Source organism: Sphingomonadaceae bacterium OTU29LAMAA1, from assembly GCA_024072375.1.
GTDB lineage: Bacteria > Pseudomonadota > Alphaproteobacteria > Sphingomonadales > Sphingomonadaceae > Sphingomonas.
The window spans coordinates 1,067,478-1,087,231 of record CP099617.1 but is presented as its reverse complement, the minus strand read 5'-3'; the positions used below and the strand labels follow the sequence as shown (position 1 = coordinate 1,087,231).

17 protein-coding genes and 1 tRNA gene are annotated in these 19,754 nt (G+C 67.9%); 17 read left to right on the top strand and 1 reads right to left on the bottom strand.

All coding sequences use genetic code 11. The features are described 5' to 3' along the window. The first annotated feature begins 536 nt into the window (after positions 1-536). Together NF699_05530 and NF699_05525 are read left to right on the top strand one after the other, a co-directional pair. Entirely contained in the window at positions 537-2,150 is a 1,614-nt protein-coding gene (locus NF699_05530) for a hypothetical protein (protein ID USU06132.1), read from the top strand. Between the two features lie 103 nt (positions 2,151-2,253). Further along, positions 2,254-5,088 (top strand): TonB-dependent receptor, encoded by a 2,835-nt coding sequence (locus NF699_05525; GenBank protein ID USU06131.1) that lies wholly within the window; start codon positions 2,254-2,256, stop codon positions 5,086-5,088. A gap of 160 nt (positions 5,089-5,248) precedes the next feature. Here the strand turns inward: NF699_05525 and NF699_05520 are convergent, their stop codons facing one another. Further along, positions 5,249-5,905, bottom strand: coding sequence for a 2OG-Fe(II) oxygenase (locus tag NF699_05520; GenBank protein USU06130.1), 657 nt, complete (start codon positions 5,903-5,905; stop codon positions 5,249-5,251). Positions 5,906-6,034: 129 nt separating this feature from the next. On the opposite strand from NF699_05520, the gene NF699_05515 reads away from it, so the two are divergent. The 15 genes from NF699_05515 (at position 6,035) to ccmC (ending at position 19,712) form a co-directional block, all read left to right on the top strand. Further along, on the top strand, positions 6,035-6,868 hold the full coding sequence (locus NF699_05515) for a PDZ domain-containing protein (protein ID USU06129.1): 834 nt from the start codon (positions 6,035-6,037) through the stop codon (positions 6,866-6,868). 10 nt (positions 6,869-6,878) lie between these two features. Further along, positions 6,879-9,095 carry a type II secretion system secretin GspD gene (gene gspD, locus NF699_05510; GenBank protein ID USU06128.1) on the top strand — a complete coding sequence of 739 codons (2,217 nt, stop codon included), beginning with the start codon at positions 6,879-6,881 and terminating at the stop codon, positions 9,093-9,095. 220 nt (positions 9,096-9,315) lie between these two features. Next, positions 9,316-10,809 carry a Flp pilus assembly complex ATPase component TadA gene (gene tadA, locus NF699_05505; protein ID USU07014.1) on the top strand — a complete coding sequence of 498 codons (1,494 nt, stop codon included), beginning with the start codon at positions 9,316-9,318 and terminating at the stop codon, positions 10,807-10,809. A gap of 188 nt (positions 10,810-10,997) precedes the next feature. Continuing rightward, positions 10,998-12,221, top strand: a complete 1,224-nt coding sequence (gspF, locus tag NF699_05500) for a type II secretion system inner membrane protein GspF (GenBank protein ID USU06127.1) — start codon at positions 10,998-11,000, stop codon at positions 12,219-12,221. Between the two features lie 8 nt (positions 12,222-12,229). Next, positions 12,230-12,670, top strand: a complete 441-nt coding sequence (gspG, locus tag NF699_05495; GenBank protein ID USU06126.1) for a type II secretion system major pseudopilin GspG — start codon at positions 12,230-12,232, stop codon at positions 12,668-12,670. Positions 12,671-12,672: 2 nt separating this feature from the next. Continuing rightward, positions 12,673-13,122, top strand: coding sequence for a GspH/FimT family pseudopilin (locus NF699_05490; protein USU06125.1), 450 nt, complete (start codon positions 12,673-12,675; stop codon positions 13,120-13,122). A 125-nt stretch (positions 13,123-13,247) separates the two neighbouring features. Next, positions 13,248-13,580, top strand: a complete 333-nt coding sequence (gene gspI, locus NF699_05485; GenBank protein ID USU06124.1) for a type II secretion system minor pseudopilin GspI — start codon at positions 13,248-13,250, stop codon at positions 13,578-13,580. A gap of 71 nt (positions 13,581-13,651) precedes the next feature. Beyond that, complete coding sequence (gene gspJ, locus NF699_05480; GenBank protein ID USU06123.1) at positions 13,652-14,260, top strand: type II secretion system minor pseudopilin GspJ; 609 nt, start codon at positions 13,652-13,654, stop codon at positions 14,258-14,260. Beyond that, positions 14,250-15,230: a type II secretion system minor pseudopilin GspK gene (gene gspK / locus NF699_05475; protein ID USU06122.1), complete on the top strand. Its 981-nt coding sequence runs from the start codon at positions 14,250-14,252 to the stop codon at positions 15,228-15,230. Before gspJ ends, gspK begins: the two co-directional genes overlap by 11 nt. Further along, positions 15,227-16,312, top strand: a complete 1,086-nt coding sequence (gspL, locus tag NF699_05470) for a type II secretion system protein GspL (protein USU06121.1) — start codon at positions 15,227-15,229, stop codon at positions 16,310-16,312. Before gspK ends, gspL begins: the two co-directional genes overlap by 4 nt. Beyond that, positions 16,309-16,779 (top strand): type II secretion system protein M, encoded by a 471-nt coding sequence (locus NF699_05465; protein USU06120.1) that lies wholly within the window; start codon positions 16,309-16,311, stop codon positions 16,777-16,779. The genes gspL and NF699_05465 overlap by 4 nt, the downstream gene beginning before the upstream one ends. Next, positions 16,776-17,489 carry a type II secretion system protein N gene (locus tag NF699_05460; protein USU06119.1) on the top strand — a complete coding sequence of 238 codons (714 nt, stop codon included), beginning with the start codon at positions 16,776-16,778 and terminating at the stop codon, positions 17,487-17,489. The genes NF699_05465 and NF699_05460 overlap by 4 nt, the downstream gene beginning before the upstream one ends. A gap of 179 nt (positions 17,490-17,668) precedes the next feature. Then, a tRNA-His gene (locus NF699_05455) sits at positions 17,669-17,745 on the top strand. Between the two features lie 100 nt (positions 17,746-17,845). Continuing rightward, positions 17,846-18,898, top strand: coding sequence for an amino acid dehydrogenase (locus tag NF699_05450; protein USU06118.1), 1,053 nt, complete (start codon positions 17,846-17,848; stop codon positions 18,896-18,898). A gap of 88 nt (positions 18,899-18,986) precedes the next feature. Next, entirely contained in the window at positions 18,987-19,712 is a 726-nt protein-coding gene (ccmC, locus tag NF699_05445) for a heme ABC transporter permease CcmC (protein USU06117.1), read from the top strand. Positions 19,713-19,754 lie beyond the last annotated feature (42 nt).

The following is a 19,754-nucleotide window of genomic DNA, read 5'->3' as shown; positions in this document are numbered from 1 at the left end:
CTCCCCCTCCGTCACGGCGTCGCCGCGCCGCCTACCCCTTGCGGGGGAGGAATGGGCTGGCGTTCGTCCTTGTGACGTTTCTTGTTGGTCCTCTGTCGCTTTAGCGGGGAGGGGGCGCGCCGCCGCCGTCGGGGTGGGGCGTCGGGGCAGGTTATTTGGTTCGACGCTTGCCTCCCCCTCCGTCACGGCTTCGCCGCGCCACCTCCCCCTTACGGGGGAGGAATGGGATGCGTGACCTTCCCTTATGTTCGTCCCTCGCTTTGGTGGGGGAAGGGGGGGACCGCCGGCGTCGGTGGTGGTGGAGGGGGCGTTTTCGTACGCTGTCCGGTCGATGATTGCTCCCGGTCACGGCGCGGGTCCGTAGGCTGTCACAAAACCGTCCCACCTCCGTAACGATACCGTCTCCAAAACCTCACGCAGGAGTCACGGTACGCTCCTAACCGCCGCTGCAGGGATCGGCAGAGGGGGAGCCTTGGCCGGTCGCGGGCAGCGATGCCTGAATGGCGACAACGAATTACGACCGGGAGCTTTCGATCATGGTGAGCAACACGCGCATCGGCCAATTCCTCATGGCCTCCACGGCCTGCCTCGCGCTGGCCGGTTGCGGCGGCGCAGACAGTGTCGCATCGCCGGGCGCAGGCAGCGTTACGATCGTACAGCCGATCGTAACGCCGACGCCGACCGCACCGACACCGACCCCCAGCGCGATCACTGCGGCGCAGTTCGCCGCCGCGACGACGGTCAATTCGATCACGATCACACCCGACGAACAGCTCGCGATCGTCAATGCCGGCACCAACAACAATGTCAGCGGCATCGGTTCGACGATCAACGGCGTCTATCCGGTCGCGGCCGCATCGCTGACGACGGCGACCGATCCGTCGTCGATCAACAGCTTCTTCACGAGCACCAACTTCGTCGGCGCGCTGAACGGTCCGAGCGACACCAGCTTCCAGGGCTGGACCTGCAATTCGACCTCGGCCGAATTCGGCGGTTCGGGCGCGCGCTGCACCGCGGTGCCGAACGTCGGCGCGCGTGTCGCCGCGTCGGTCTGCCCGACCGGCACGACCGCCAGCGATGTCGTCGGCGGCTTCCAGGGCTGCCTGATCCCGCAGAACATCACCACCAACCTGACGCTGCCGAAGATCGCCGGCGTCTATTATCGCCTGCGCGGCCAGACCGAAGTCGGCACCGACCTCGGCACCACCGGCGCGGCCGGCGTGACGCTGACGATCGAGCCGGGCGTCGTTGTCGCCGCCGATTCGTCGGAGCCGACCAACGACCTGCTGCTGGTCAACCGCGGGTCGAAGATCAACGCGGTGGGCAATCGCGACAACCCGATCGTCTTCACCTCGCAGCAGAACCTCGCCAGCAACGGCGTGTCGGACGCGACGCAGGGCCAGTGGGGCGGGATCATCCTGCTCGGCCGTGCACCGGTCGGCGTCTGCGCCGCGGGCACCGGCCCGAACAACGCAGCGGGCAGCTCGACCACCTGCCAGCAGGCCATCGAGGGCGTCACCGGCCGCTTCTACGGCGGGCCGACGGCGGCGGATTCGAGCGGGCAGATGTCCTACGTCCAGATCCGCTATTCGGGCATCGCGATCAGCGATGGCAACGAATTGCAGGGCCTGACGCTGGGCGGCACCGGTTCGGGCACCGTGCTGGATCACATCCAGAGCCACAATTCGGCGGATGACGGCATCGAGATCTTCGGCGGCAACACCAACATCAAGTATATCGCCGTCACCGGCGCCGACGACGACGGGTTCGACATCGACAACGGCTATCGCGGCTTCATGCAGTTCATGATCGCGGCGCAGCGGACGCTGGGCGCGACGCCGGACAGCTTCTCGACCGAAATCGACTCGAACAATGCCGAGGATCTGCTGCCGCGCACGTTCTCGACCTACGCCAACTTCACCTTCATCCAGACGGCGCTGGCGCCCGCCGCGATCCGCCAGCGTGGCGGTTCGGACATGCGCTTCGTCAACGGCGTGGTGAAGTCGGTGAACACCGTCGCCTGCGTCAACCTGATCGCCGGCGAACAGACCAGCGGCGGCCGCTCGACCGTCCGCCCGGCGGACTCCGCGCTGCAGGACTTCGGCCCGCCGTCGTTCAACTCGGTCTACTTCGCCTGCCAGGGCCGCTGATGACGGGGGGCGACCTGCCCCCTCTCACGGCATCGGGTCCGGGGTGGCGGCGACGCCGCCCCGGATACCTTTATAATAGCTTCTTGATCCGGGATTGACGGTCATGCCGCAGCGGCTCGCTTTCGCCACCCTTCTTCTGATGTCCTCCACCCTCGTGGCGCCAGCCGTCCTTGCGCAGGCCGGTGGCACCGCCGCGCCGGCACCGGCCAGCCCGCCGCCCGCGCAGACCTCGACACCCGCGACGTCCAGCCCCGGCGGTGCGACCGATCCGCAAGCGGCGGCCCCGACCTCGACCGATCAGCAGGCCGAGGCGCCGGTGGAAGTCTCGGCTCCCGGCGCGGAGGGTCTCGAGGACATCGTCGTCGTCGGGCGCAACATTCCCAACGCGGTGCGCTCCACGGCGCAGATCGTCTCCGTCCTGTCGACCGCCGACATCGCGCGCACGGGCGAAGGCGACATCGCCGGCGCACTGACCCGCGTCACCGGCCTGTCGGTGGTCGGCGGCGGCTTCGTCTACGTCCGCGGCCTCGGCGATCGCTATTCGTCGTCGCTGCTCAACGGATCGCCCCTGCCAAGTCCGGAGCCGCTGCGCCGGTCGGTGCCGCTCGACATCTTCCCGACCACGATCGTCGGGTCGGCGCTGGTGCAGAAGACGTATTCGGTGAACTACCCCGGCGAATTCGGCGGCGGCGTCATCAACCTGACGACCAAGGCGATCCCGGACAAGAACTTCGTGTCGATCGGCGGCACGATCTCGGCGGATGACGCGACGACCAGCGAGCTGGGCTACACCTATGCCGGCGGCGATGCTGACTGGATCGGCTTCGACGACGGCACGCGCAAGGTGCCGTCGTTCATCAGGAACGCACCGACCGGCACCGGCATCATCCCCGCCGCGCAGGTCGCGCAGCTGTCCAACGCCTCGACGACGTTGCTCCAGCGCAACAACCAGCTGCCGGCGAACTGGTCGGGCGAGATCAGCGGCGGTTCGGTTTACGATCTCGGTTCGTCGCGGCTGGGGGTGATCGCCTCGGTCAGCGCCAGCAACACCTTCCGCACCCGCTCGGCAATCCAGCAGGACACGGTGTCGGCGGACGGCACGCTGCGCAACGATTACCGGACGCTGCTGACCGACAACCGTATCGTCGCGAACGCGCTGATCGGCGTCGGGCTGGAGTTCGGCGAGAACACGCTGCGCTGGACCAACGTCTATATCCACGACACGCTGAAGCAGGGGCGCGGTTCGGCGGCGACGCTGTACAACAACGCCAGCGGCCTGCGTTTCCAGCAGAACACCAACTGGTTCGAACGCCAGCTGATCGAAAGCCAGCTGGTCGGCGAATTCAAGCTGACCGACGCGCTGAAGCTCGACGTCCGCGGCGCCTACGCCAATTCGAAGCGCAACGCGCCGTACGAGCGGCAGTTCGATTATCTCTGCTCGGCCACGACGTCGAACGGTCTGCCGATTACCAGTGACGGCGGACAGCAGGCGGACGGCTTCCAGTGTAACGGCGCCTATCAGGTGTCGCAGCGTTTCACGCCCTTCGCCTCGATCGTGTTCAGCGAGTTGAACGAAGACCTGTTCACCGGTCAGGCGGACGCATCGTACAAGATCGACGGCGACCGCCCGATCACATTGTCCGCCGGTTATTTCTATCAGGGGACCGACCGTTCGTCCTCGCGCCTCCAGTTCAATTACCAGACGTCTGCGGGCGGCGGCACCGCGCCGGGCTATCCGTACAATCTGCTGCGCCCCGATTACCTGCTCAGCCCGGACGTGCTCAACAACGCCTGCCCGTTGCAGGGGACCGGCGCGTGCACGATCCAGTTGCAGTTCAACACGCCGCTCGGCGCCTATGCCTATGACGCGTCGCTCGACGTCCATGCCGGTTACGCGCAGGCGGAAGCGGAGGCGTTCGATGGCCTGCGCGCGGTGATCGGCCTGCGCTACGAGACCGGCACCGAAAAGGTGACGCCGGTGCAGACCGCGACAACGCGCCTGAAGAACGATTATTGGCTGCCTGCCGCGACGCTGACCTGGAACTTCGCGGCGGACATGCAGCTGCGCGCGAGCGCGGCCAAGACGATTTCGCGCCCGCAGTTCCGTGAGCTGGCGCCGCAGCAGTTCCGCGATCCGGATTCGGATCGTCTGTTCTTCGGCAACCCGCTGTTGCAGGACAGCGAGCTGTATAATCTCGAAGCGCGCTACGAATGGTTCTTCAAGCGCGACCAGCGCTTTACGCTTGCCGGCTTCTACAAGCGGATCGACAATCCGATCGAGCAGGTCGGCTTCTACACCGGCGCCGACGATCGGTTGCAGACCGGCTTCACCAACCTGCCCAAGGCGACGCTGTACGGCGGCGAGGTCGAGTTGCAGAAGTATTTCCCGCTGGCCGACGTCTTCGGTGGCAATTTCTTTTCAACCCGCCGCGCGCTGTTCGTCGCGAACTACACCTATACCAAGTCGAGCATCACCGCCGACGGATCATGCGTGCCGAACGTGCTCAACCAGACGCTGGGTGGCTGCCGCACCGGTTTCGGCCCGGCGGCGCTCCAGTTCCGGGATGGCGCGCCGTTGACTGGCCAGTCGGATCATCTGGTCAACGTACAGATCGGGCTGGAGGACACCGCTTCGCTGTCGCAGATCACGATGCTGTTCAACTACGCCAGCGATCGCGTGACCAATCGCGGCCCGTCGAACCTGTCGGGCGTGGGTTTCCAGCCGGACGTCGTCGAGCATCCCGGCATTCGCCTCGACCTCGTCGCGCGTCAGGGCGTCGAGCTGATGGGCGGCAAGTTCGAGATCAAGGCCGAGGCGCGCAACCTGACCCGGACGAAGTATCGCGAGAGCCAGACGTTCCCGAACGGCAACGAGGTGTTCATCAACAAGTACAATCTGGGCCGGGTGTTCAGCCTCGGGGTGAGCGCGACGTTCTGATTTCGGCGTATTCCTGCCTTGCGACGCGGGGAGAGGGACTCCGCCCGCAGGGCGTCGGGGAGGGGGTGTTCCGCCATCGGGTTCGTCGTTTACCTCCCCCTCCGTCAGCGCTGGCGCGCTGCCACCTCCCCCTCGCGGGGGAGGAGTTGGGGGGGGTGGCTCAACCCCATGGCAGCTCTCGATACCATTTCGTGATCACGTACTTGACGCCCGCGCGCACCTTCATCCCCTGATGCAAGGTCGCCGCGTTCAGTGATCCGTCCGCCCGCCGGTTGTTCCACGCCACCAGCTTGCCGGTTTCGGGCTGGACGATCTTGTCCACCGCCTTGAAGCGCGTCGCGCCGCCTGCTTCCGGCGCGTTCAGATAGACCATCACCGTCCACGTGCGATTGCCTGCCGTCGAGCAATAGGTGGCATAGTCCGCCCCTTGCGGCTCGAAGTAATCGGTATGACCCTTGAACTCCTGACCCACGGCATAGCGTTGCCCCTGCAACGGCTCGCCGTGCGCGGGGGCGAGCCCGGTGAACATCGCCAGCCGGCGCTCCACCGCCTGCACGACGGGATCGCCCGCGAACAGGTCGCCCGTCTCGCTCGTCCGAAATGCCGAATCGCCGTTGGGGTCGGCGATCGTCGAGGGCCTGCGCACGGCATCGATTCGCTCGATCAGCGCCGCGCACAGGTCCGGGCCGATGAAACCGCGCGCGACGAACAGGTCGAGCTTCGGGCTCGGCACCTTCTGGACGCCGGCCTGCGCCATCAGATGTGCGACGATCGGTCCGGCATCGAGGCCGCTGCCGAGGGGAAGGGAGGGATCCATAAGGCCCGTCCTACCGCTGTCCCGATGCCCGAGGGAAGCCGCCGATGTCCGTCCCGATCATCTCACCCCTTTGACGCAAAAGCGTAACATGGCATGCGTAGGCGCAAAGGTGCGGGACGGGACTGACACATGCGCTTGAAACTCGACGCGCGCACGCGGCGTATCCTGCGCCGCCTGCCCGTCGTGAACGTCTATTCGCTGGCCGAGCTGCTCCTGATCGCGGGGCTGGCGACGCAGAGCGCGCGGTTGCTGTGGACGCTGGTCACACCGGTGTCGCCGCTGGGCGACTGGCGTCCGGCGGAGATCAGCGTACCGGGGCGCCCCTATGACGTGCTGGCGGGGTTCGATCCCTTCTTCCGGCTCGGCGCGCAGGCTCAGGGGCCCGCTACCGTCACCTCGCTCCAGCTCACGCTGTTCGGCATCCGGGTCGACGAAGCCTCGGGCCGCGGTTCGGCGATCGTCGCGGGGGCCGACAACGTCCAGAAGAGCGTCGGCGTCGGCGAGGAAATCCAGCCCGGCGTGCGTCTGAAGGCGGTCGCCTTCGACCATATCACGATCGATCGCGGCGGTACGTCGGAAGACCTGTTCCTGGTACAGTCCGACGCACCCCAGCCTGGGCAAGCGCCGGTGCCTGCGCCCGGCGCACCCCCGGTCGTCGGCCAGCCCGCCGTGCCGCCGATCGCCGCCAACCAGATCCGCAACGAAATCGGCTTCATCCCGCGCATCGACGGCGGTCGCATCTCGGGCCTCGTCGTCCGGCCGCAGGGCACCGGCAACCTGTTTCGTACCGCCGGCCTGCGCGAAGGCGATGTCGTCACGGCGATCGGCGGCCGGCCCGTTACCGGCCCGCAGGACCTCGACCGCGTCACCGCCGATTTCGCGGGTGGCGGCAACATTCCCATAACCGTAGAGCGCGGCACGCAGACGCTGGCGCTCGCCATCACGATCGCAGCCCCGAAATGACCCATAATCCATGAAGACGCTGTTTTCCGCCCTGTTGCTGTCGACCGCCGCTCTGGCGTTGCCGATGGCGGCGATCGCCCAGACGACGCTCAACGTCCGCGATGCCGACATCCGCGCCTTCATCGCCGATGCCGCGCGGGTAACGGGCCGCACCTTCATCATCGATTCGCGCGTGCAGGGGAAGGTGACCGTCGTCACGGACCGGCCGCTCAGCCGGTCGGAATATTTCGAGGCGTTTCTGTCGACGATGCGTGCCAACGGCCTTGTCGCGGTGCCGACCGGCAATGGTGCGTTCCGCATCCAGCCGATCGACAATGCCGCCTCGCAGCCCAGCCGTGTCGGATCGGCGGGGGCGAGCCGCAACAGCTTCGTCACCGAAATCGTGCGTTTGCGCGCGATCGACGCGACGCAGGCGATCGAGACGGTGCGCCCGCTGGTTAGCGCCCAAGGCTCGGTCAGTGCCAATCGCGGATCGAACGCACTCGTCATCGTCGATTTCGCCGACAACATCCGCCGCATCCGCGAGGTGCTGCGCCGCGTCGATGCCGACAACGCCTCGACCCGCGTCGTCGCGCTGAAGAATGCGAGCGCCAAGGAGATCGCCGCTGCGTTGCAGGGCCTTACCACCGGCGCGCCGGGCGGGCAGGGCGGTGGCGGCCCCGGCGGTGTCGGCACCACCGTCACCGCGGTCGACAGCAGCAATTCCGTCATCATTCGCGGCGATGCGGCCAGCGTATCCCGCCTCGTCAGCGTCGCGCAGGACCTCGATCAGAAGGCGAAGAACGGGACCGAAATCCGCGTCGTCTTCCTCGAGAATGCCGACGCCGCGCAATTGCTGCCGGTGCTCCAGCAACTCGTCGGGCAACAGCCGGACGCGGTACAGGACGTCCAGCTGTCGCGCACCCAGACCGGCTTCGGCAGCAGCAGCACCGGCGGAGCGAACAACCAGCAGCAGCGGCAGGCGCCGCAAGCGCCCGTCCAGCAGAGCGGGGGCGGCGGCGCCAATGGTACGGGCCAGCCGGCGATCACGACGCAGGGCGGGCGCACCGCGGCGGTCGTCACCCGTTTTCAGGGCGCCAACGCGATCGTCATCGCCGCCCCCGCAGACATTCAGCGGCAACTCTCCGATGTCGTCCGCCAACTCGATACCCGTCGCGAACAGGTTCTGATCGAGGGAATCGTCGCCGAAGTCTCCGACGCGACGGTCAACCGGCTCGGTGCGCAATTCATCCTCGCCAACCCGTCGGGCGGGGCGTTCGCGGCCTCGACCTTCTCGAACAGCGCGCCGAACATCCTTCAGATCGCCGGCGCGATCGGCGCGCGTGAACTCGGCCGCAACACCACGACGACGATCGCCAACGGCGTCACCACGACGGTGACGACCAACAATGCGTCGGACCAGCTGACCCAGTCGGCGATCAGCTCGATCATCGGGTCCTCGGGCGGGTTCGGCGGCTTCGGCGGCCAGATCGGCGACTTCATCTTCGGCGCGATCATCAATGCGGTGAAAAGCGACACGACGTCGAACCTGCTGCAGGTCCCGCATCTGGTGACGGTCGACAATCAGGAGGCGCATAGCCTGGTCGGACAGGAAATCCCGATCACCACCGGGCAGGCGCTGTCGAACAACTTCGACAACACCTTCCGCACCACGCAGCGTGAGAACGTCGGTATCGAACTGACGGCACGGCCGCAGGTCAATTCGTCCGGCACGGTGAAGCTCAATCTGCGCCTGGAGGTCAGCTCGATCGCCGGGCCGGTGTCGAGCGACAACAGCGACCTGATCCTCAACAAGCGCGAGATCGAGACGACGCTGACCGTGGACGAGGGCCAGATCGCCGTCATGGGCGGCCTGCTCAGCGACGAGGAGCGTCGCACGATCGAGAAGATTCCGCTGCTCGGCGATATCCCGATCCTCGGCAACCTGTTCAAGTCGAAGGCGAAATCGCGCAACAAGACCAATTTGATGATCTTTATCCGCCCGACGATCCTGCGCAGCGCCGCCGACAGCCGCAAGCTGGCGGAACAGCGTTACGGCTACATCCGCCTGCAACAGGGGCTGCAATCGCCCAACGAAGAGCCGTCGATCGACCAGCTGGTCCGCGATTACATGGGTGCCGCTCCGCCGATTCCGTCGGCACCGATCCCCGGCAACATCGAGGACCCGCGCATCGCCGTGCCGATCCAGACGAACACGACGAAGGTCATTCGCCCGAGGGACCGGTGAGGAATGCTCTTTCGTCATCCCGGTGGACGTCGGGACCCATGGCGGGGATGAACGCAGCGATGGCCCGCGCCACCAGCCGCGTGCGTCCATGGGTCCCGGCTTTTGCCGGGATGACGGTTGTTGGGGAGGGCCGGGCATGATCATCCGCCACGGCTCCGAGACCGACACCGAAACGCTGCTGATCGAAACTCCGGCTGCACCCGTACCGGAACCGTTGCCGATGCTCGCCATACCCTACGCGTTCGCGCGGAAGCACGGCGTCGTGGTCCAGCATACCGACACCGATACGCATCTGACGGTGGCGATGCGCGCGGGCGCCGACCCCAAGGCGTTGCTGGAAATCCGCCGATACCTCGCCCGTCCGTTCGACATCGCGGTCGTCGAGGCGCCGGCATTCGACCGCCTGCTCTCCGATAATTATGCGATGGACGGGCAGGCCAATGCGCTTGCCGCCGTCGGCATGGGCGACGAACTCGACAGCCTGGCCGAAGGGCTGCCGACCGCCGAGGATTTGCTCGATACCGCCGACGACGCGCCAGCGATCCGCCTCATCAACGGCATCATCGCCGATGCTGCGCGGAACGGCGTGTCGGACATCCATATCGAACCGTACGAGACCGGGCTGATCGTGCGCATGCGCATCGACGGCGTCCTGCGCGAAACGCTGCGCATGCCGCCGCATGTCGCCCCCGTGGTGGTGAGCCGCATCAAGGTCATGGCCCGCCTCGACATCGCCGAGCGCCGCGTGCCGCAGGACGGCCGCATGGGGCTGACGCTCGGCGGCAAGCTGCTCGACGTCCGCGTCTCGACGCTGCCCAGCCGGGCGGGCGAGCGGGTCGTGCTGCGTATCCTCGACAAGGACAATGCCGGGATCGACCTCGACGCATTGGGGATGGACGCGGGCATGTACGCGCTGTTGCGGGGCGCGCTCGCCGAGCCCAACGGCATCCTGCTCGTCACCGGTCCGACCGGATCGGGCAAGACGACGTCGCTCTATGGCGCGCTTCGCCTGCTCAACGACGGCAGCCGCAACATCCTGACCGTTGAAGACCCGGTCGAGTACGCCGTCGAGGGCGTCGGCCAGACGCAGGTCAATCCCAAGGTCGGCCTGACCTTCGCCGCCGGCCTGCGCGCGATCCTGCGCCAGGACCCCGACGTCGTCATGGTCGGCGAAATCCGCGACCGCGAGACGGCGGAGATCGCGGTACAGGCCTCGCTGACCGGCCACCTTGTGCTGTCGACCGTCCACACCAACGATGCGATCGGCGCGATCACCCGCATGCGGGACATGAAGGTGGAGCCGTTCCTGCTCGCCTCCACGTTGCGCGCGGTGATCGCCCAGCGGCTGGTCCGCCGCCTGTGCCAGACCTGCCGCCGCGCGGTGCCCTCGGAGAGTGGCGTCGCCGGGCTGCTCGGCATCGAACCCGGTGCTCAGGTGTATGAGGCGGTGGGGTGCAGCGAGTGCAACCATACCGGCTTCAAGGGGCGGATCGGGGTGTTCGAAGCGGTTCGGGTGGACGACACGATCCGTCGCTTCATCAACGATGGTGCCGACGAGACGGCGATCGCCGCGCATGCTTTCGCGCGGACGCCGAACCTCGCGCAGGCGGCGGAGACGCTGGTGCGCAAGGGCCTGACGACGCCGGAAGAAGCGATCCGCGTGAGCCGCCGCGATGCGACCGATTCGGTGGTGGACGAGGTGTCGGATGCGTAGCTGTCCTCACCCATCGCCGCCTTCGGCGTCTCTCCCTCTCCCAGGGGGAGAGGGAAGGGGTCCGCGGCCGCAGGCCGTAGGAAGGGTGAGGCTCCCCGTGCTCCTGCGAATGCAGGAGCCCAGAGCCACCAGCGCCGTCGCTCGTAACCCTGGGTTCCTGCCTGCGCAGGAACACGAGATCATGGTTGATGGCTGACTTCGACTATCTCGCCATCGATACCCGCGGGCAGGAGCAGCGGGGGCATGTCGCCGCCGCGACGATCGACGCCGCACGCGCGAACCTCGACAAGCGCAAGCTCTACGTCGTCCGCCTCGAACCCGGCTCGCCGCCGGCCGCGACCAGCCGTCCGCTGTTCGGCATCAAGCTTGGTCGCGCCAAGATGAGCAACAAGCAGCTCACGCTGTTCACCCGCCAGCTCGCCACGCTCAACCGTGTCTCGCCGCTGGAGGAATCGCTCCGCACCATCACCCGCCAGACCGAACAGGACAGCGTCCGCGCGATCGTCAGCCAGGTCCACGCCGGCGTCGTCGAAGGGCGTCGCCTCGCCGATTCGATGGCGCGCGAGCCGAAGAGCTTCCCGCCGCTGTACCGCGCGATGGTTTCGGCGGGCGAGAGCTCTGGTAGCTTGCCGACGATCCTCGACCGCCTCGCCGCGCTGCTTGAGCGGCAGGCGGAAATCCGTGGCAAGCTGATCACCGCGCTCGCCTATCCGACGATCCTCGCGGTCGTCGCATTGGGCGTCGTCACCGCGCTGATGATGTTCGTCGTGCCGCAGGTGGTCGAGCAGTTCGACACCGTCGGGCAGGAATTGCCGCTGCTCACCCGCGTCGTGATCGGCTTGTCCGACCTGCTCGTCGGATATTGGTGGGTGATGGTGCTGGTCGTCGCGCTGGCCGGGGTCGGGGGCTGGTACGCGCTCCGTGACCCCGCACTCCGCCTGTCCTTCGATACCGCGCTGCTGCGCATGCCGTTGCTCGGGCGGCTGTTCCGCGATCTCCACGCCGCGCGCATGTCGCGCACGCTCAGCACGATGATCGCCAGCCGACTGCCCTTGCTGGAAGGGCTCGCGCTGACCGCCAGCACGATCCACAATCGTCGCCTGCGCGCCGCGTCGGACGAGATCGTCGAGGCGATCCGCGGCGGCGGCAGTCTGTCCGCGGCGATGCGCCGTACCAACGTCTTCCCGCCGCTGCTCACCTATCTAGCGGCGAGCGGAGAGGCGGCGGGCAGGCTCGACGAGATGCTCGAACGCGCCGCGGATTATCTCGAACGCGAATTCGACCGCTTCACCGCGACCGCTTTGTCGCTGCTCGAACCCGCAATCATCGTCGTGATGGGCGGAATCGTCGCCACCATCGTGCTATCGATCCTGCTCCCCATCCTCCAGCTCAACACGCTGGCAGGCCAGTAAGGACCTTCATGCGTAAACAGCCTCAGAAACGCCGGAAGAACGAGGAGGGCTTTACCCTCGTCGAGCTGATGGTCGTCATCGTCATCATCGGCCTGCTCGCCGCGATCGTCACGTTCAACGTGCTGCCCGCGGGCGACAAGGGCAAGATCACCAAGGCGAAGTCGGACATCAGCACCATCGAGGGTGCGCTGGAGATGTACCGCCTCCAGATGAACAGCTACCCGACGACGTCGCAGGGATTGCAGGCGCTCGTCACCGCGCCCGCCGGCGTCAATGCGGCGGAATACCAGCGCGGCGGCTATATCAAGAAGCTGCCGCCCGACCCCTGGGGCCGTCAGTACCTCTATGCCTCGCCCGGTCAGCACGGCGAGGCCGATGTCTGGAGCCTCGGCGCCGACGGCAAGGATGGCGGCGAAGGCGTCAACGCCGATATCACCAGCTGGGAATAGCCATGCGTCCCCGCCGCAACGGATTTACGCTGATCGAGCTGATGGTGGTCGTCACCATCATCGGCCTCGCGGCGGCCGTGGCGGTGTGGAACATGCCGGATCCGCGCGGCCGGGTGGCAGACGAAGCCGCCCGCTTCGCCTTGCGCGCCCGTGCCGCGCACGATGCCGCGATCGTCGAGGCACGCCCGGTCAGCGTCTGGGTGACCGCGGGCGGCTATGGTTTCGATCGTCGCGCCGCGGGACAGTGGACCGCGATGGCCGAGAAGCCGCTGCGCGTGGAGCGATGGACCGAGGGCACGCAGGCCGTCACCGGGGAGGCCAGCGGCCGCCTGCGCATCGTCTTCGACCCCACCGGCCTGGCGGATCGGGAAGCGCAGGTGACGCTGACCCGCAGCGGCGCGCGCGCAGTGATCGACATGGCCGCCGACGGCACGGTCCGGGTGGCGAGCTGATGACAGTGTTCTCCCGTGTTCCTGCGGGTCCAGGAATCCAGACCCGGGCAGACCGACCTGTGTTGTCCGGGAATCCGGGGTCCCGGGTCCGCAGGAGCACAAGCGGCTTCACCCTCATCGAGATCATGGTCGCGCTCGCGGTGTTCAGCCTCGCCGTACTCGCACTGCTCCGCCTCGAGACGGCTACGATCCGCGGCGCGACGACGCTGGACGATAGTCTGATCGCCGGCCTCGTCGCGAGGAACGTCGCCAACGACGCCATCACCGAGGCGCAGCCTCCCGTCGCCGGCCGCACCGCAGGCAGCGAGGTCAACGGCGGCCGCGCCTGGAACTGGGTGCGCAACGTGCGCGCCACCGGCAACGCCAGCATCGTCCGCATCGACGTGGCGGTGACCAATCCCGCCGGGCAGATCGTCGGCAGGACCGTGGCCATCCGTCCTGCGGACACGCCGCAGTGAGATCGCGTCCGGGAACACGGGCGTCGCGTGCAGCCCGACATGGCGAATGCGGCTTCACCCTCGTCGAGGTCATGATCGCGCTGATGATCTTCGGCATGCTTGCCGCTGCGGGCGTGGCGATCCTGACCTTCAGCGTCCGAGCACAGACCGCCACCGGTAAACGCTTCGACGACATTTCCGCGCTCAATCGCACGACCGCGCTCCTATCCGGAGATCTCGGGCAAGCGATCGACCGCCCGGCCCGCGACGAGGGCGGCACCGTCCTTCCCGCCTTTACAGGCGAACCCGACGGGCGGATGCGCTTCGTCCGTACCGGCTGGGCGAACGTCGACGCTGCGCCCCGCGCCAGCGCACAAAAGGTCGCCTACGTCATTCAGGATGCCGCGCTGATTCGCATCGCCTATCCGATGATCGACGGCGCCGCACCGCTCGCGCCCGTCACGTTGCTGGAGAAGGTCGTCAGTGTTTCCGCCCGCTACCGCTACAAGGGTGCGTGGAGCGATCGCTGGGACGGCACGCAGGGGGCGGCCCTGCCGCAGGCTGCGGAGGTCGTGCTCCACCGCACCGACGGCAGCGCCTATCGCCTGATGCTGCTGGTCGGCTCGGGTTACAGCCCGGCGCCACCACCCGGTCAGCCCGGCCCGCAGCCCACTGCCACGGCGACGCCCGATGCCGCCTGAGCGCGAACGCGGCGCCGCGCTGCTCACCGTCCTATTGCTGGTGGCGATGATCGCCGTCCTCGCCGGCACGGCGCTCGAGCGCCTGCGCCTCACCACCCGCCTCGCTGGCAATGCGCTGGGCGGCGAGCAGGCCCGCGACTACGCCCGTGCGGCCGAAGCGCTCGCCACCAGCAAGGTGACGGACATGCTCGGCACCAGCCGCGACCGCGTCACGCTGGCCGGCGGCTGGAGCAACCGGCCCTACGGCCTGCCGCTACCGAGCAGCGGCCTTGCCGTGGCGCGCGTTACCGATGGCGGGAATTGCTTCAATCTCAATAGCCTCGTCAGCCGTCAGGCGCCGAATGTCTACACGTCGACGCAAAGCGTCATGCAGCGGTTGCAGTTCGTCCGCCTGATGCGCCTGACCGGTATCCCCGCACAGGTCGCGGAGCGCATCGCCCCCGCGGCTGCCGACTGGATCGACACCGATCAGGACCAGCAGGGCGGCGGCGCGGAGGACCCGACCTATCTCGCAAAGGCGACGCCCTATCGTACGGCCGGGGTGCTGATGTCAGACCCAAGCGAATTGCGCGCCGTCGACGGCGTGACGCCGGAGATCTACGCCATGCTGCGCCCATGGGTCTGTACGCTGCCGATCGCCGAAACGTCGTCGATCAACATCAACACGCTGACACCCGAACAGGCGCCGCTGGTCGCGATGCTGTTCGCCGATACGCTGTCGGTCGAGGCTGCGCGCGGCATGATCCTGCGCCGACCGCCGCAGGGCTATGGCAGCACCAGCGCCTTCCTCAACGCCGCCGGCAACGGTGCGACACCCGAAGGCGGCGCCGGTCTTGCGATCACCTCGAAATGGTTCGCGCTCGGAATCGACGTCACCAACGGTGCCAGCCGATTGCAGGAAAGAGCATTGATCGACGCAAGCCGGCTTCCCGCGCGGCTCGTGGCGCGGCAATGGGGCGACGAATCATGACGACGCTCCTGTTCCTGCCCTCCGCCACCCAAGGCTATCGCTGGCTGCGCACCGGCGATGGTGATGGCGGCGGCGCGATCAACGAAGGCGAAGGGCTGCCCGCGCTCGCCGATGAGGCGATCGTCGCCGTCGCCCCCGCCGACGCGGTGACGCTGCACTGGGCCGATCTGCCGGTACGTTCGCCTGCGCAGGCGCTTGCCGCCGCCCGCCTGCTGGTGGCGGATGCCAGCGCGACGCCGATCGGCGAACTGCACGTGGCGGTCGGGGACGAAGGGGAGGGCGAACGCCCGATCGCCGTGGTCGGTATGGGTGCGATGGCCGGCTGGCTCGCCGAACTTGCCGTGCACGGGATCGATCCGGTCGCCATGATTCCCGCCGCGCTGCTGCTGCCCCGTCCCGACGAAGGCTATATCCGCGGCATGATCGCCGGCGAGGCGCTGGTCCGCAGCCGCTCTACCGGCTTCACCGACGAGGCCCGGCTGACCGACTTCATCATCGGCGATTCTCCCGTCCTGGTGCCCGACCGTGCGGCGCTCGACGAAGCGGTCGCCAGCGCGGCCACGACCCCGCCGCTCGACCTGCGTCAGGGGCCGTTCTCGCGGCGTCGCCGTATCGGCATCGACTGGGCGTTGATCCGCCGGCTCGCCCTGCTCGGCGCCGCAATCCTCGCGGTGACGTTGGCGATCGACCTCGTCCGCATCGCGAAATACAGCTTCGGTGCCGACGCGCTGGAGGCGCGGGCCGAGGCGCTCGGCCGCACCGGTCTGGCACGGGGCGAGACGGTGACCGACGTCGACCGCCAGCTCGACGAGCGTCTGTCGGGGGTCCGCGGTCCCGGCCTAGGCTTCAGCACGACGGTCGCGGCCGTTTATGCTGCGGTGCGATCGACGCCCGGCACCGAACTGACCAGCCTCGATTTCCAGTCGAACGGCGCCTTGCGGATCGGCGTCGGCGCGGCGCGCGAATCGCTGCCGACCGACCTCAAGCGCACGCTGGAGGTGGCGGGCTTCACCGTCACCGCCGGCACGTTCCAGTCCGCCAACGGAAGGGTTACGGGCGAGATGACGGTGGACCGACCATGACCAGCATCCGCATCTGGTTCGCCGGTCGGGCCTTGCGCGAACGCCGCCTGATCCTCGTCATGCTCGCCCTGCTGGCGGTGACGATCGTCTGGGGCGGCCTCATCCTGCCTGTCCGCGACGGCCTGTCGAGCGCGCGTGAGCGCCATGCCGACGCGGTCGTCCGCCTAGGTGCGACGCAGGCGGAGGTCGACCTGATCCGCGCCGCAGGTCGCCGCGTGCCGCTGACCGGCAGCCTTGCCGACACCCTGCGCCTGCGCGCCGAGGCTGCCGGCTTTGCGTTGGCCAGTGTCGAGGACAGCGCCGGCGGCCGTGTCCATGCCACCATCGCGGCCGGCAGGCCCGCCGCGCTCGGCCGCTGGTTCGGCAGCCTCGAAGCCAACGGCATCCTGGTCGAATCGGCGGCCTGGCGCGACAATGCGGATGGCAGCGTCGCCGCCGATTTCGTCGTTCGAGCACGCGCGGCATGAGGCGCATCCGTCTCGCCACCGGACCCGCCGCGCTGTTCGGCGGGCTGATGCTCGCGGCCTTGTTCCTGTTCCTGCCGATGCGGCTGGTGCTCGGCTGGGCCGGACTGGGCGATCAGGGGTTCAGTGCCCGCACCGTGTCGGGCAGCATCTGGGCCGGCCGGCTCAACGAAGCCCGCTTCGGCGATCTGGCCCTCGGCTCGCTCAACGCCAGCGTCTCGCCCTTCGCCCTGCTGATCGGCCGCGCGCGCATCACACTCGACGGCGATCCGGGCCTGTTGCACGGCGCGATCACCGTAAGCCGGCACGGGCAGGGTGTCGACGACATGACCGCGACGCTGCCGACCGGGCGTGCCTTCGCGCCGCTGCCGGTGACGGAGCTCGCGCTAGAGAACGTCACCGTTCACTTCAACGATGATACCTGCGAGCAGGCAGAAGGGCGCGTTCGCGCAAGACTGGTCGGCGAGGCGGCGGGCATCGCACTGCCGGCCGAACTCTCCGGAATCGCGCGTTGCGATGGTGGAGCATTGCTGCTGCCGCTCGCCAGCCAAGCCGGCGCCGAAAGCATCGAGTTGCGGATTACCGGCGGCGGCCGTTACACCGCCGCGCTCCGCATCGCGCCCGCCGACCCCGCCGCCGCGCAGCGCCTCGCAGGTGCGGGCTTCGTCGCCGGCGAGGGCGGTTACCGCCTGTCGATCGAGGGACGGTTCTAGCCGAGTGCGGCGGACATGCCCCGACGCGGTCGCCGGTCAGCGTCCGCTGCGGCTCTCGGGGAGGGGGATAGGCGTAGCTGCGAACGGACGAGGCCGGTATCGCGCGCCTCATCCACCAAAAACGCATTCGCCTGTCTTGACGCACCGCCACCACCCCCGCTAGGGGGCCAGCCTTCGCGGCGACCGTAGTTCAATTGGTTAGAGCGTCGGCTTGTGATGCCGGAAGTTGCGGGTTCAAGTCCCGTCGGTCGCCCCATTATCTCAGCCGATGCAGCGCAGACGCCATCGGGGCTAGCCAAAGCGGCAGCGAAATAATATTGCCGTCGCTCGCAAGAATCATCCAAGCGGAGCAGGCCATGACCTCGGTGTGGGATCTTCCCGATTTCGACAGCCATGAAGGCGTCCATACCTTTACCGACCGTGCATCCGGCCTGCGCGCGATCATCGCCGTCCACTCCACCCATCTCGGTCCGGCAGCCGGCGGCGCGCGATTCTGGCATTATGCATCGGGCGATCAGGCGGTCACCGACGCGTTGCGCCTGTCGCGTGGGATGAGCTTCAAGAACGCGATGGCCGGTCTCGCGCTCGGCGGCGGCAAGGGTGTCATCCTGGCCGACGAGCCGGGGGCCGTCATCTCCGACGATCGGCTGAAGGCATTCGGCCGCGCCGTCGAATCGCTCGGCGGCACTTACGTCACCGCCGAAGACGTCGGCATGTCCGAAGCGCGGATGAAGGTGATCGCCGGCGAGACGAAATACGTCAGCGGCCTTCCCGTCGAAAGCGGCGCGGCCGGCGGCGATCCCGGGCCCTACACCGCGCACGGCGTCTATCTGGGGGTCAAGGCGGCGGCGAAGCGGGGCCTCGGCACCGGTGATATGAAGGGCGTCCACGTCGCGATCCAGGGCGTCGGATCTGTTGGCGGCGGGCTTGCCAGACTGCTGGCGAAGGATGGCGCCCGCCTGACCCTCGCCGATGTCGATGCGGACCGCGCGAAGACGCTGGCGGCGGAGCTGGGTGCGAATACCGTCGCCGCGGGTGCGATCCTCGGCGTCGAGGCGGACATCTTCAGCCCCAACGCGCTCGGCGCGATCCTCACCGAAGCGACGATCCCGACGCTGGTGGCGAAGGTTGTCGCCGGCGGCGCGAACAACCAGCTGGCGACACGCGAGGATTACGATCGCCTTCATGCGCGCGGCATCCTCTACGCGCCGGATTACGTCATCAATGCCGGGGGCATCATCAACGTCGGCCTCGAATATCTCGGGCAGGGCGACGAGGCGGAGGTGATGGCGCGCATCGCCAAGATCCCCGCACGCCTCGACGAGGTGTGGGACGAGAGCGAACGCACCGGCCGCCCCGCCGCGGAAGTGGCCGACACGATCGCTCGTCGACTCATCGGCCGCGGGTAAGGGGCCGCCGTTTCCCCGTCCGGCCGGCCAGGCGGGCGGATAGTATCAGGTGACGGCGCGCGCAAAGCTTCGTATGGCGGAACCAGCCGTGCCGACCCTTCATGCCCTCGCCAACCCTGCGCGTTTCCTCAAGCTCGCCCGTGCCTGTACGCCGGCGTTGCTGGTCGCCGGCTGGGTGATGCTCGCGATCGGTTGCTGGGCCGGGTTGACGCAGACGCCGCCCGACTATCTTCAGGGCGAAAGCGTCCGCATCCTCTACATTCACGTGCCCGCCGCCTGGCTCGGCATGGGCGGATGGAGCGGCATAGCGATCAGCAGCATCGCCTTCCTCGTCTGGCGCCACCCGCTCAGCCAACTCGCCGCGCGCGCCATCGCGCTGCCGGGCGCGATTTTCGCCGCGGTGTGCCTCGTCACCGGGTCGATCTGGGGCCGGCCGACGTGGGGGACGTGGTGGCAGTGGGATGGGCGCCTGACCTCGATGTTGCTGCTGTTCTTCGTCTATTGCGGCTACATGGCGCTGGCCCGCGCCGATGCGGAACGCGGCGGCGACGGACGCATCCCCGCGCTCTACGGCATCGCCGGCACCGTGCTGTTGCCGATCATCCGCTATTCAGTGATCTGGTGGAACACGCTCCATCAGGGCCCCTCGATCGGGCTGACGAAGTCGAGCATCGCCGGCAGCATCCTGTGGCCGCTCGGCTTCACCATGACCGGCTTCACCCTGTTGTTCGCCGCGATCGTCCTGATGCGGATGCGCACTGCACTCGCGCGTACCAAGGCGGAGGCGCGCATGCGCCGGATGGCGCGCGCATGAACGCGTGGCCGTTCATCACCGCGGCCTATGCAATCGCGATCG